Here is a 13,142-nt window from a genome sequence, read left to right on the forward strand (position 1 = left end):
CTTGCGCGGCTTATGGCTTGCGGAAGGTGGCGTAGTCGGGGACCCGCCTTCGCGGAGCGCCTTTGCTCGTAGCGGGTCGAGAGCCAGTCGTCCCAGGGCGTGCCGGAATGGGCGACAAGGTCAAACCCGGCCTTCGGCGCCTCGATCAGCGCCTGCTCCATATAATTCGGGATGTCGGTGGCGACGCGGAATTCGGCGCCGGGGCCAGGATGCGGTTGAGCGCGCCCAGATAGCCCGGCGTCACGAAGCGGCGGCGGTGGTGGCGGCGCTTGTGCCAGGGGTCGGGGTAATTCAGGAAGGCCCTGGCGATGCAGCCTTCAGGCAGCACCTCCATCACGTCGCGCACGTCGCCCGGCCAGATCGCGACGTTGGTCACCCCCGCGGTGCGGATCTTGCCGAGCAACATCGCGACACCGTTGATGAAGGGCTCGCAGCCGAGGATGTTCACCCCCGGATAGCGCGCCGCCATATGGACCATATGCTCGCCGCCACCAAAGCCGATCTCCAGCCACAGCGGCGCATCATTGCCGAAGATCGTGCCGGGGTCGAGGGTCTCACGCCCCGGGTTTTCCTCTTTCGAGAGGCCCGCGGGGTGAGCGAGGCCAGATCCTCGGACAGGTAGGTCTTCTGGCTCGCCCGCATCGTCTTGCCCGAGCGGCGGCCATAGAAATTGCGCCATTCGGCGGCGGGCGGGTCGGATCGGGGCGTGTCGGGCGTGTCGGTCATGGCGGCGCCATAAGGGGCAAAGGGGCCGGGTCAAGGGCTTTCACAGCAAGGCGCGGCAGGCGCGGGTCAATGCGCCTCGGCCCAGCTGGCCCCTGCCCCGCATCGACGACCAGCGGCACCGACAGCTTCACCGCCGGATCGGCCGCGCCCTCCATCACCGCCCGCGCCGTGGCGATCAGCGGATCGACGGCGCTTTCGGCGACCTCGAAGATCAATTCGTCATGCACTTGAAGCAGCATCCTTGCGGGCAGATCGGCTATGGCCGCGGGCATGCGGATCATCGCACGGCGGATGATGTCGGCCGCCGCCCCCTGAATCGGCGCGTTGATCGCGGCGCGTTTGGCAAAGCCCGCGCCGGGCCCCTTGGCGTTGATCTCGGGCGTGTGGATCTTGCGGCCGAAGAGTGTGGTCACGAAGCCGTTCGCTTTGGCAAAGGCCACGGTCTCGTCCATATAGGCGCGGATGCCAGGGAAGCGCTCGAAATAGCGGTCGATGAAGCCCTGCGCCTCGGCGCGCGGGATGCGCAGGTTGCGCGCAAGGCCGAAGCCGGAAATCCCGTAGATGACGCCGAAGTTGATCGCCTTGGCGCGGCGGCGCACCATCGGGTCCATCCCCTCGACCGGAACGCCGAACATCTCGGACGCCGTCATCGCGTGAATGTCGATGCCCTTGGCGAAAGCCGCCTTCATCTCGGGCAGGTTCGCGACATGGGCGAGGATGCGCAGTTCAATTTGCGAATAGTCGAGCGAGACGATGCGATGCCCCGGCGTGGCCACGAAGGCCTCGCGGATGCGGCGGCCTTCATCGCTGCGCACGGGGATGTTTTGCAGGTTCGGATCGGTCGAAGCGAGCCGCCCGGTGTTCGCCCTGCGATGCTGTAAGAGGTGTGCACGCGCCCCGTATCCGGGTTCACATGGGTCTGCAGCGCATCGGTATAGGTCGATTTCAGCTTGGCGATCTGGCGCCAGTCGAGCACCTTGGCCGCCAGCTCCGCCGCCTGCTTGTGATCCGCCATCGTGGTGATGTCTTCGAGCACATCGGCCCCGGTCGCGTACGCCCCGGTCTTGCCCTTTTCGCCGCCCGGCACGCCGAGCTTGTCAAACAGGATCTCGCCCAGCTGCTTGGGGCTGCCCACGTTGAAGCTTTGCCCGGCAAGGGTTTGAATTTCCTCCTCAAGCCCCGCCATGCGCTGCGCGAAGACATTCGACATCCGGGCAAGAACCGTGGGATCGACCTTGACGCCGGCCATTTCCATCTCGGCCAGAACCGGGACCAGCGGGCGTTCGAGCGTCTCGTAAACCGTCGTCACCTGCGCCCGGTGCAGCTGCGGCTTGAAGGCGGCCCACAGCCGGAAGGTGATCTCGGCATCCTCGGCGGCATAAGCCGTGGCCTTGTCGATCGCCACCTTGTCAAAGGTCAGCTGCGCCTTGCCGGTGCCGATCAGCTCTTTGATCGGGATCGGGCGGTGGTGCAGATATTCCTCGGAAAGCGCGTCCATCCCGTGCCCGTGCAGGCCCGAGAACATCGCGTAAGACATCAGCATCGTGTCGTCAAAAGGTGCCACGCGAATGCCGCGCCGGGCGAAGATCTTCCAGTCATATTTCATGTTCTGGCCGATCTTCAGGATCGCCGGGTCTTCCAGAACCGGCTTCAGGATCGCCAGCGCCTCCTCCATCGACATCTGCCCCGCGGCCCGCGCGGTGGTGCCAAAGAGATCATCGCCCCCGGTGGTGTGGCCCAGCGGCACATAACAGGCCCGGCCCGGCCCGGTGGACAAGGACACCCCCACCAGATCGGCCTGCATCTCGTCCAGCGAGGTGGTCTCGGTATCGACGGCCAGCACGCCGGTTGCCTGCGCCTCGGCGAGGAAGTCCCGGAGCGCCGCGGCGTCGGTGAGACACAGGTAGCGCGTGGGGTCGATCGGCGCGACATCCTCGGCCTGCGGTGCGAGGCGGGCCTGCGGCACCGCCCCCTCGGCCCAGCGCGCGGCGGCGTCGGGCTTTGCGGCTGGCGCCCCCACCGGCACCTCGCGACCGAATTTCTCGGCGACGCGCTTGGTCAGGCTGCGAAACTCCATCGCCTCAAGGAAAGCGATCAGCGCCTCGGGCTCGGGCTCCTTCACCTCAAGCGCCTCCAGCCCGAAGTCGAGCGGCACATGGTCTTCCAGCGTCACCAGCCGCTTCGAAACCCGGATCTGATCGGCGAAATTCACCAGCGTTTCGCGCCGCTTCGGCTGCTTGATCTCGCCCGCGCGGGATAGCAGCGTTTCCAGATCGCCATATTCGCCAATCAGTTGCGCCGCGGTCTTGATGCCGATCCCGGGCGCCCCGGGCACGTTGTCGACGGAATCGCCCGCCAAGGCCTGCACGTCGATCACCCGATCCGGACGCACGCCGAATTTCGCCTCGACCTCGTCAGGGCCGATGACAAGGTTCTTCATCGCATCGAGCATCACCACGCCATCGCCCACAAGCTGCATCAGATCCTTGTCCGAGGAAATGATGGTGACCCGCCCGCCCGCCTCGCGCGCCTGCCGGGCAAGGGTGGCGATGATGTCATCGGCCTCAAACCCTTCGATCTCCAGACAGGCGAGGTTGAAGGCCCGGGTGGCGTCCCGGGTGAGCGGAAACTGCGGTCGCAGATCCTCCGGCGCCGGGGGGCGGTTTTCCTTGTAGGCGGGATAGATCTCGTTGCGGAAAGTCTTGGAACTGTAGTCGAAAATCACCGCCGCATGGGTCGGCGCATCGGCGCCCTTGGCGTCTTCGATGTAGCGAAAGATCATGTTGGTGAAGCCCGCCACGGCACCGACGGGCAGGCCGTCGGATTTGCGCGTCAGCGGCGGCAGCGCGTGATAGGCGCGAAAGATGAAGGCCGAGCCGTCGATCAGATGCAGATGGCAGCCCTTGCCAAAACCGTTGCCCATGTGCTTCCCTTTGCCGAGTGCTTTCCCGAAGGTATTGCCATGTTCCGAGTTCTGGTGCCAGCATTAGCCGCCCTTTGCCTGCCCTTGCCGCCGCCGCGCAGAGCCTGCGCCCCGCGACGCCAGCCCTGCCCGTTCCTGACCCCGCCCGAAGCGCCCTGCAGGCCCCCTGCGCGATGACCGAGGGGACGGACAATTGCGCCCGGGTTCTGGCCTGCGTCGGCGACGACGGCATCTGGTTTGCCGGCCGCGCCTTTGGCCGCGGCAACGGGGATCTGTCGGGGGCCATGTCCGACGGCACCGCCTGCACCGGCCGCTGGACAGAGCGCAACTGGTTCGGCGCGGGCCAGGCCGATGTCACCTGCACGAATGGCCAGAAGGGCCGGGTCTATTTCACCTATCAGGACCGCTGGACCGGCACCGCCACCGGCAATGGCGAGATGAGCGGCGGCCAGCGTATCGAGATGTGGTCCGGCAACCGGGTCCCCGAGTTCCTGCAAAACACCACCGGCAAACCCGCCCTGCCCTGCGGCGACGCGGCGATTCCGATCAGCTAGGGGCGGTGCCTTGCGCCCTCAGTGGTCCTCCACCGCGTTGGCGCGGTCGATGATGAATTTCTTGCCGCAATAGGGGCAGCAGATCTCGCCGGTTTCGCGCGGGATCGTCAGCCAGACTTTCGGGTGGCCCAAGGCGCCTTCACCGCCGTCGCAGGCGCCCTTCCAATGGGTGACGACCTTGATTTCGGGGGCGTTCGACATGGCTGGCTCCTGAGCGCGGCAAATGGGTCGGGCGGAGTTATGCGAAATAACGCCGCAGCGCGCAAGCGTTCCGCGCGCGCCCTCCCCGGAAGAAAGCCGGGGGGCTTCGCCCCCCGGACCCCCCAGCGTATTTTCACCAAGAAAAAGCAAAGGCTGGTTTTTTCTTGGCCCAAATACGCCCTGTCGCGGCTGGGGCCGGGAGCGCCTCAGTCGGTGACGATCATCGGGCCGATGCAGCGCCCGGCGAGGATGTGCAGGTGGAAATGCGGCACTTCCTGCACGCCGTTTTCGCCCGCATTGGTGATGGCGCGAAAGCCCTTGCCCGCGCCATGGGCCTCGGCGCCGATCAGGCGCACCACCTTGGCGACGGCGCGGGTGAAATCGACGATCTCGGCCTCGGAGGCCTCGGCGCAGAAATGATCGTAGGTGACATAGGGGCCCTTGGGGATCACCAGCACATGATCGGGCGCTTTCGGCGCGATGTCGCGGAAGGCCAGCGTGTGTTCGGTTTCCCAAACCGTGCGGTTGGGGATTTCACCGCGCAGGATGCGGGCAAAGATGTTCGTTGGATCATAGACATAGGCCACGGGCGCTTTCTCCTCAGTCGATGAACAGATAATCGGTCGCCGCGATCCGATCTGCAAGCCCGCGCGCGATGCCAAGGAAATCCGCCAGCGCGGCCGCATTTTCCTCGGGCGGGGCGGATTGGCGCATCCGCAGGAAGACCGGAAAGCCCGCGTCGCGCATCTGCTCGCTTTCGTGGCGCAGATCGTTGCGGATCGTCGGCAAGAGCCGGTCCAGCACCTCGGGCGGGGTGCTGCCGCCCGCCAGCCCGACACGGCGGGCATGGCCGACCAGATAGGCGTCGGAAAAGTCGCAGGCGATTTCCAGCACCCGCACCGTGCATTTGTCGGCGGCGAAATCCGCATCAACTCGATCGCCGCCGGATCGAGGCAGACCACCAGCCGGTCAGTCTGATGATACTCGAACAGCATCCGCAGCAGCGCGCGGCGATGCCGGTTGCGCTTCTCGACCGACCGCTCGATCCCGCCCAGATCGGGCAGCCCGCCGTCCTCGTTGAAGATATACTCCACCGCCGCCAGACCCGCCTGCTGGCGGATCTGCTCGACCAGACGTTTCGCCACATGCCATTTCTTGCACACCACCAGCATCAGCGTGCGGTCGCGGCCCAGACTGGCCTCGCGCTCCCAGAACCGCGGCGCGAACCGGCGCCTCGCGGCCGCGGCCGGTCAGAAAGGCAAAAGCGCCCGGCCCTCGTTCGAGACGGTGAAGCTGACGTCATGCGCGCCCCAAAGGCGGCCGAGCCGGTCCTTCAACTCGGTCGCATCGGGGCTGATCTTGCGCGCGAACAGGTAATCTTGCGCCACGAGCAGGTCGTAATGGTCGTTGTAGAAGGTCACCGGCATGCCGTAATCGGTGAACATGAGGAAGGTCAGCGTGCGGCGCCGGATCTCGGCCTCGGGGATCAGATGCGGCACGAGGGTCTGAAAGAAGGTCTCGTCCGGAATCCAGGTGGTGCGGAAAAACCGCATCACGTCCCGGCGGCGGGCGGCGAAATCGAGCACCGCCTCGATCGTCTGCCGGCGCAGGCACCACCATTGCGAGCCGATCATCATCTGCAGATCCTCGGGCACGCGGCGCGTCAGGCCCAGCCGTTTCTGCCAGTCGAAGGCGGTGTAGAACAGCTTCGGCTGCGTGCGTTCGTTGAACCAGTGCCGATAGATCAGCCGTTCTTCCTTGAAGCCGGTCTTGATCCAGTCCGAGGTGAAGAAATCGAAACATTCGATGTAATCGACATCCTCGGCATCCAGAAAGCGATGCGCATAGTCTGCCGTCTTGATCTGCAGGCAATCGCCCGAGAGCATGTAGAAATGGCTGGCCTGCGCAAAGGCCTCGAGCGCCGCCCGGGCCGCCTCCAGCGTCGCGGCGACAAGGCTCCATTCCCCCCAGCCGCATTTGTGCCGCTTGCGCGCGAAGGTGACCGAGGGGTTCGTCGCCAGCGCCGCGCGCAGGCGGGCGTAATCGGCGGCACTGGCGCGGGCGTCGAAATGGATCGCGACGAAATCCCCCGCCGCGGTCAGCCGCTCGGCCTGGGCGATGATCCCCTCGGGGTCCTTGTGGGTCAACAGAATGAAGGCGATTTTTGCCATACTGGAAACAAGCCGTCCGCGATTTTGCCTTTCTCGCCTAGATACCGCCAAAGGACATTGAAAAAACAGAGGTTCTTTGCTTCAAGGGAAGGAATTCTTGATGAGTGGTGTGACAGGCTTGGCGCACTGCGACTGGAGGTTCACATCATGGGGTTTCCCGGCACCTGGATGACCGAGAGCGAGAGCGTCGTCTATCGCGTCGTTCCGAAATGCGCCTGCTCCTCGATCGGGCAGATCATGTTCTATTCCGATCACGGCAAGTTCTTTGACGGCGACATCCATGACAGCACCCGGGGGCTGCACAAATGGTCCCAGGACGCCAGCCAGAAGCCGATCGAAGCGAATGTGAAGGCGCATAAATCCTATGCCTTCACCTGTGTGCGCAACCCCTATGCGCGGATCCTGTCGTCATTCTTCGACAAGATCGCGGGGATTCAAAGGAACGGCAAGCGCTACCGCGGCGCGCTGGTGCCGCAGCTGGTGCAGAAATACGGCATCGACGTCGGCAGCCCGGAAAACGGCTTCGACTTCGATCAGGTGGCCTCGTTCCGCCGGTTTCTGCTCTTTGCGCGCGACACCATCCGCTGGCGCCGCCCGATGGAGCCCGACATCCACTGGTCGGCGATGTCGGGGCATATCTCGACCTTCATCGTCAACGGCGGGCGCTATGACCACATCTTCTTCACCGAGAAATTCGACGAGGGGATGCAGGTGGTGCTGGACAACATCCAGACGCCCTATCCGGTCGATCTGAAGGCGGTGCCGAAGTTCAACGAAAGCGAGGGGCACGGGCCGAAGCGGGCGCATCCGGTCTCGGCCTATTTCGACGATCTGTCGCGCCATCTGGTGTGGGAGATCTACCGCAAGGATTTCCAGCTGTTCAAATACGATTTCGACAATCCCGACAACAAGATGCCGGTGGGCGAGATCGATCTGGACGAGGTACACGTCAAGCTGGGCGATTGACGGCCCGTTTCGGGCGGATCAGGAAAAGCACCGCTTTTCCCCGCCCGCCGCGCAGACGCATCCGCAAGACCGCCTGCCCCACGCATGAACAGAGGCAAGCGCCTGCCCCGGCGGGCGAGAAGCGCCCGCCATGGGCGGGGCGGGCGCTGGCCGGGACGCTTTGGCGCCCCGGCGGTCTTCGGGGCAAATGCTGCTTGTGACCTCGGCGATGGCCTCGGTCCGCTCGGGCCCGTCTCAGCCCCCCGCCCGCCGCGCCTCGAAGAGCACCTGACCCCGTGGCAGCATCCGGTCGTGTTTCGTCAGATCCCAGCCCGCGGCGGCGGCGATCACATCGCGTTCCAGAACATGCCGGGGCGGCCGGTTCGGGTGGGTCACGACGCCGTCGGGTTGACGAAAGGGCGCCCCCGCCTGCACCTCGGGCGCCAGAAACACCGTAAACAGAAAGACCTCCAGCCGCGGAAACCGGGCAAGGTTCGCCAGCGCCTGCCCCAGACAGTCGTTCGGCAGATGCGGGAAAACGGCAAAGGCGATGGCATGGGTGATCGCCTCGGGCACGCCCGGAAAGGCGAAGGCGTCATCCGCGATCAGCTGCGCCGGGTCGAGCCGCGCGGGTCCGCCAGTTCCGCCGCATAGCCCGCCAGCATCAGATCGCGCGAGGCGTCGGTGCCCCAGTAATGCCCGAGCTCGAGATAGGCGACGGCCTTGCAGCCCAGCCGCAACGCCCCGCCCCGATGTCGAGCAGATGATGGTGGGGCTGCATCCGCCCCACCTCGATCAGCGCCGCCATCTGCGCCCGCCCGGTCTCGTCCCAGCGCCCGCCGACGATGGCCCGGTGCCGCCCCTCGGCCAGCGCCTTGCCGTAGAAATCCGGCGCCAGATAGGGCGAGCGGCCCATGGATCTAGAGCAGCCCGGCCTGTTTGAACTGCGCCAGAATGTCGGTTTCGGGCCGCGCGCCGTAATGGCTGATCACCTCGGCCGCGGCGATGCAGCCCATCTTGCCCGCCACTTCAAGGCTTTGCCCGGTGGCGACGCCATAAAGGAAGCCCGCCGCGAATTGATCGCCCGCCCCGGTCGCATCGACCGGCACCACCCGGTTCACCGGCACTTCCACCCGTTCCGCGCCGCGGATCACCACCACATCGGCGCCCGAGCGGGTGCAGACCACCAGCCCGCATTCGGAGGCCGCCTGTTTCAGCGCGCTCTCCAGATCGGTCTGGTAGAGCGAGGCCCATTCATGCTCGTTGCCCAGCGCGAAATCCATCTCGTCCCTGACCAGACGGCGGAAGCTGTCGCGGTGGCGATCAACGCAGAACGGGTCCGAGAGCGAGATCCCCGCCCGCCCGCCGCCGCGGTGGCAGCCCTGCGCCGCTTTCAGGAACCCGGCCTTGCCGTGATCCTTGTCGAACAGATAGCCCTCAAGGAACAGGATTTCCATGTTTTCAACGACCTCCAGCGGAACATCCTCGGTCGAAAGCTCGGCCGAGATGCCCAGATAGGTGTTCATCGACCGCTCGCCATCGGGCGTCACGAAGATCATCGAGCGCGACGAGGGCAGATCGGCGCCTTTCACCGGCGGGTTCGGGAAATCCGTGCCCTCGGCATTCAGCGCGGCCTTGTAGAAATGGCCCAGGGTGTCATCGGCGACGCGGCCGATGAAGGCCGCCGTCAGCCCCAGATTGCCCAGACCCGCGATCGTGTTGCCGACCGAGCCGCCCGGCGCCTCGGTCCGGTCGCCCATCGCGGCATAAAGCTTTTCGGCGCGCTCGCGGTCGATCAGCTGCATGATGCCCTTTTCGATCCCCATCGCGGCCAAAAAGGCGTCGTCGCATTGCGCGATCACATCGACGATGGCGTTGCCGATGCCGACAACCTGGTATTTCTTCATGCGGTCTTCTCCTCGAAACGGCACAGATCGCGGATCAGGCAATCGGCGCAGCGGGGTTTGCGGGCGGTGCAGATATAGCGCCCGTGCAGGATCAGCCAGTGATGCGCATGGCGCTGAAATTCCACCGGCACATTGTCTTCGATGGCGCGCTCGACTGCGTCCACATCCTTGCCCGGACAGATGCCGGTGCGGTTGCCGACGCGGAAGATATGGGTGTCGACCGCCTGCGCCGGGTGCCCCCAGCCCATGTTCAGCACCACATTCGCCGTCTTGCGCCCGACACCGGGCAGGCTGACCAGCGCCGCGCGCGAGGACGGCACCTGCCCGTCGAAGCGTTCGACCAGCAGGCGGCTCAGCGCGATCACGTTCTTCGCCTTGGTGCGGTAAAGCCCGATCGACTTGATATGCGCGGTCAGCCCTTCCTCGCCCAAAGCCAGCATCTTTTGCGGCGTGTCGGCCACGGGCCAAAGCGCGCGGGTGGCCTTGTTCACCCCCACATCGGTCGCCTGCGCCGAGAGCGCGACGGCAACGAGCAGGGTGAAGGCGTTCACATGCTCCAGCTCGCCCTCGGGATGCGGATTGGCTTCCGCGAAACGGCGGAAGATCTCCTTCATCGTCGGGTAATCAAGCTGCGCAACCATGGCCCCCTTCTGCCCGCCGATCCGCCGCGGGGCAAGAGAAAGCGCGCGAAATTAACCCGATCGACAAATTGCGGACAATTCGCCGCCGCCGTTAACGGTTCGTTTGCCGTGTTGCGAAAGAATGGGGCCAAGACCTGAAGGCGCAGGAGGAACATGGACTACGGGTATCCGGTTTCGGTGCTTGGCTTCGATGCCGAGCGGGGCTTTGGTCGCTGGACCATGATTTTGACGCCGCCACGATGCTGTGGCAGGTCACGCATGGCGCGGCGGGGGCAGAGCTGCGCGATGCGATGGGCCATCTGGTCTTGCAGGGCACGCTGACGGCCGATGTGCCGCTGGTGCTGCAAAGCCCGGCGGCGGCGCGGTCCGGCTTGACCGGATCGAGATCGACGGGGTGCTGTGCCTTTACATGCCCTCCGAAATGCTGACGCCCGGCACCGACTATGCCGAGGCCGAACCGTTCGAGCTGCCCGCCCGCGCCGCCAGCCCCGAGGAAATCGCCGCCCTGCCCTGTCTGAGCGGCGGCACGATGATTGCCACCGCCGAAGGCCCGATGCCGATCGACTGGCTGCGCCCGGGGGATCGGGTGCTGACGCGCGACAACGGCTATCAGCCGCTCCTCTGGGTCGGCCAGCACACGATGCCGCGCCGCGCCCCCCCCGAAACCCGGCCGCTGCTTCTGGCCGCCGCCTGTTTCGGCGAGGCGCTGCCCGAACGCGATGTTCTGCTCTCGCCCGGGGCCGGGGTGCTGCTGGCCGGGCACGAACTGGAACTCTGGTTCGGCGAATCGGAGATGTTCGCCAAGGCCCGCCATGCCCTGCCGAAGGCCGAGGCCGGGGCGGGGCCGCAAAAGCTCTATTCCATGCTGCTCGCCACCCCCGAGGTGGTGCTGGCCGAGGGGATGTGGGTCAGCTCGGTCCATGCCGATGCCGCCTATCTGTCGCTGCTGCCTGATCGCATCCGCGGCGCCGTCGGGCCGCGCGTCAAGGCGGGCCATGCCGATCCCGCCCGCGCCTGGCTGGACGATTGGGAAGTGGCGATGTTCCGCCGCGAACGCCTGGCCCGCGCCCGCCGCCTCGCCGCCTGAACCAGCCGCCTGAAACCGCCGCCGGAGCCTGCCGCGCAGCGCCGAAGACCCCGGCCCCGGGGCCCGCCCGGGCCCCGTCGGCACCAGCACCGGGCCCGCCCGGGCCCCAAATCGGCCCTGTTTTCACCTTGGGGCAAATATCCCGGGGGGAGTCCGAAGGACGGGGGGCAGCGCCCCCCTGCCCCGCCGAACCCGCAGCTTTCGGGTCGTCTTTTCCGGTCACAGCGCGGTAAGGTGACGCCCAGAAAGGCGTTCCCATGTCCGACACGATCCCGCTTGAAGACCGCTACCATTACCGTCTGATCGCCCGCGCCATCGCGGAAATCGACGCCGCGCAGGCCGCGGCGCAGGCCGCGGGCCGCCCGCTGCAGATCCCGCTTGACGATCTGGCGGCGCGGCTCGGCCTCTCGGCGCCGCATTTCCAGCGGATCTTTTCCGCCTGGGCCGGGGTCTCGCCCAAGCGCTACACGCAATATCTCTCGCTCGGCCTTGCGCGCGAGCTGCGCGCGCGCTGCCGCTTGATCAGGTCGCCGAAGCGGCCGGGCTCTCGGCCCCTCGCGGCTGCATGACCTGATCCTGCGCTGGGAGGCGATGACCCCCGGAGAATTCGCCCGCGGCGGCAGCGGGCTGACGATCCGCTGGGGCCGCTTCGACAGCCCCTTCGGCCCGGCGCTGGCCTTTGGCACCGGGCGCGGGCTGTGCGGGCTCGGCTTTGCCGCCGACCTGGGCGAGGAGGCCGCCTTTGCCGACATGGCGGGCCGCTGGCCCGGCGCGCGGCTGATCGAAGACCCGGCGCCGATCGCCGATTGGGTCGGCGCGGCCTTCACCGGCCGCGGCGAGGCGCGGCTTTCGGTCACCGGCGCGCCCTTCCAGATCAAGGTCTGGGAGGCGCTTTTGGCGATTCCCTCGGGGCAGGTCACGACCTATGCCCGGATCGCCACCCGCAGGTCGCCGCGCGCCCATCGCGCCGTGGGCACGGCGGTCGGGCGCAACCCGGTGGCGGCGCTGATCCCCTGCCACGGGTGCTGCGCGCCCGGGCGGGCTGGGCGGCTATCACTGGGGCTAGGTGAAACGCGCGCTTCTGGCCCGCGAGGCGGCGCAGCACGAGGCGGGGCCTGACGCTCGCCGGAAATTGATGCGCAAAATTCCGCCAAGCCCGCACAGGGCATGGAACGGCGTCGAAAATCTGTCGTAGAATGGTGCGAACGGCCAACAGGGCCGCAAGCACAAGGGCAGCTCCATGACCAAGACCTCCACCCTCCTTCTCGCCTGCACCGGGCTTTTCGCGCTGACCGCCTGCACCCAGCCCTATGATCAGGGCTATTCCGGCTCGGCCAGCGCCGATCCCAATGCGAACACCCGCGGCGGCGCGATCGCCGGGGCGCTGATCGGCGGCGTTCTGGGCGCCACCAGCAACGGCGACGAGCGGCTGGAAAAGGCCGCCGCCGGGGCGATCGTCGGCGGGCTGATCGGCGGCGCCATCGGCAACCAGCTGGACAAGCAGGCACAGGAGCTGCGCCGCGATCTGGACACCAACGGCGTTTCGGTGGTGCGTCAGGGCGACCATCTGGTGGTGACGATGCCGCAAGACGTGCTGTTTGCCGTCGACAGCGCCTCGGTGCGCCCCGATCTGCAGCGCGATCTTTACACGCTCGCGGGCAGCCTGAACCGCTATCCCGACACCCGCGTCGAGGTGGTCGGCCACACCGATTCGGACGGCGACGCCGCCTATAACCAGCGCCTGTCGCAAGACCGCGCCAATGCGGTCGCCAATATCCTGATCGGCGCGGGCGTGCCCGGCTATCGCGTCGTCGCCTATGGCCGCGGTGAGGAACAGCCGGTCGCCTCGAACCTGAGCCCCGCGGGCAAGGCGCAAAACCGCCGCGTCGAATTCATCATCCGCCCGAATCGCTGAGATCGGACCACAGTGCCAAAAAGGCCGGGCCCCGCGCCCGGCCTTTGCTTTTGAGCCAGCCTTTGCTTTTGA

The 13,142-nt window shown here is 66.6% G+C and carries 11 protein-coding genes and 4 pseudogenes; 6 read left to right on the top strand and 9 right to left on the bottom strand.

The features are described 5' to 3' along the window. Positions 1-10: 10 nt before the first annotated feature. Positions 11-726 (bottom strand): annotated as a pseudogene (trmB, locus tag ACTTAG_RS12835) (tRNA (guanine(46)-N(7))-methyltransferase TrmB). 66 nt (positions 727-792) lie between these two features. Further along, positions 793-3,649, bottom strand: a pseudogene (gene polA, locus ACTTAG_RS12840) (DNA polymerase I). 173 nt (positions 3,650-3,822) lie between these two features. Here polA and ACTTAG_RS12845 point away from each other — a divergent pair. Then, positions 3,823-4,203, top strand: a complete 381-nt coding sequence (locus ACTTAG_RS12845) for a hypothetical protein (RefSeq protein ID WP_444462673.1) — start codon at positions 3,823-3,825, stop codon at positions 4,201-4,203. 18 nt (positions 4,204-4,221) lie between these two features. Here the strand turns inward: ACTTAG_RS12845 and ACTTAG_RS12850 are convergent, their stop codons facing one another. From ACTTAG_RS12850 to ACTTAG_RS12860, 3 genes and pseudogenes are all read right to left on the bottom strand, one after another. Continuing rightward, on the bottom strand, positions 4,222-4,404 hold the full coding sequence (locus ACTTAG_RS12850; RefSeq protein ID WP_074554455.1) for a zinc-finger domain-containing protein: 183 nt from the start codon (positions 4,402-4,404) through the stop codon (positions 4,222-4,224). 206 nt (positions 4,405-4,610) lie between these two features. Further along, entirely contained in the window at positions 4,611-4,991 is a 381-nt protein-coding gene (locus tag ACTTAG_RS12855) for an HIT domain-containing protein (protein ID WP_444462674.1), read from the bottom strand. A gap of 13 nt (positions 4,992-5,004) precedes the next feature. After that, a pseudogene (locus tag ACTTAG_RS12860) lies at positions 5,005-6,575 on the bottom strand (DUF5928 domain-containing protein). Between the two features lie 147 nt (positions 6,576-6,722). Here ACTTAG_RS12860 and ACTTAG_RS12865 point away from each other — a divergent pair. Further along, complete coding sequence (locus ACTTAG_RS12865) at positions 6,723-7,541, top strand: sulfotransferase family protein (RefSeq protein ID WP_444462675.1); 819 nt, start codon at positions 6,723-6,725, stop codon at positions 7,539-7,541. Positions 7,542-7,775: 234 nt separating this feature from the next. On the opposite strand, the gene ACTTAG_RS12870 is transcribed toward ACTTAG_RS12865, so the two are convergent. From ACTTAG_RS12870 to nth, 4 genes are all read right to left on the bottom strand, one after another. Beyond that, the gene (locus ACTTAG_RS12870; RefSeq protein ID WP_444462676.1) at positions 7,776-8,096 is read right to left on the bottom strand and encodes a hypothetical protein; all 321 of its coding nucleotides are present in this window, start codon (positions 8,094-8,096) and stop codon (positions 7,776-7,778) included. A 29-nt stretch (positions 8,097-8,125) separates the two neighbouring features. After that, on the bottom strand, positions 8,126-8,260 hold the full coding sequence (locus ACTTAG_RS12875) for a hypothetical protein (RefSeq protein ID WP_444462677.1): 135 nt from the start codon (positions 8,258-8,260) through the stop codon (positions 8,126-8,128). Positions 8,261-8,440: 180 nt separating this feature from the next. Then, a complete protein-coding gene (locus ACTTAG_RS12880) occupies positions 8,441-9,427 on the bottom strand; it encodes an adenosine kinase (RefSeq protein WP_444462678.1) in 987 nt (328 codons plus the stop codon). Continuing rightward, positions 9,424-10,068, bottom strand: a complete 645-nt coding sequence (nth, locus tag ACTTAG_RS12885) for an endonuclease III (protein ID WP_444462679.1) — start codon at positions 10,066-10,068, stop codon at positions 9,424-9,426. Before nth ends, ACTTAG_RS12880 begins: the two co-directional genes overlap by 4 nt. Positions 10,069-10,307: 239 nt before the next feature. Here nth and ACTTAG_RS12890 point away from each other — a divergent pair, with 239 nt between their 5' ends. From ACTTAG_RS12890 to ACTTAG_RS12905, 4 genes and pseudogenes are all read left to right on the top strand, one after another. After that, on the top strand, positions 10,308-10,496 hold the full coding sequence (locus tag ACTTAG_RS12890) for a hypothetical protein (protein ID WP_444462680.1): 189 nt from the start codon (positions 10,308-10,310) through the stop codon (positions 10,494-10,496). After that, positions 10,478-11,155 carry a Hint domain-containing protein gene (locus ACTTAG_RS12895; RefSeq protein WP_444462681.1) on the top strand — a complete coding sequence of 226 codons (678 nt, stop codon included), beginning with the start codon at positions 10,478-10,480 and terminating at the stop codon, positions 11,153-11,155. Before ACTTAG_RS12890 ends, ACTTAG_RS12895 begins: the two co-directional genes overlap by 19 nt. Positions 11,156-11,412: 257 nt before the next feature. Continuing rightward, positions 11,413-12,221 (top strand): annotated as a pseudogene (locus tag ACTTAG_RS12900) (methylated-DNA--[protein]-cysteine S-methyltransferase). Positions 12,222-12,395: 174 nt separating this feature from the next. Further along, positions 12,396-13,070: an OmpA family protein gene (locus ACTTAG_RS12905; protein ID WP_444462682.1), complete on the top strand. Its 675-nt coding sequence runs from the start codon at positions 12,396-12,398 to the stop codon at positions 13,068-13,070. The last annotated feature ends 72 nt before the right edge of the window (positions 13,071-13,142 follow it).

This window comes from Rhodobacter capsulatus (assembly GCF_052363185.1).
Classification (GTDB): Bacteria; Pseudomonadota; Alphaproteobacteria; order Rhodobacterales; family Rhodobacteraceae; genus Rhodobacter; species Rhodobacter capsulatus_E.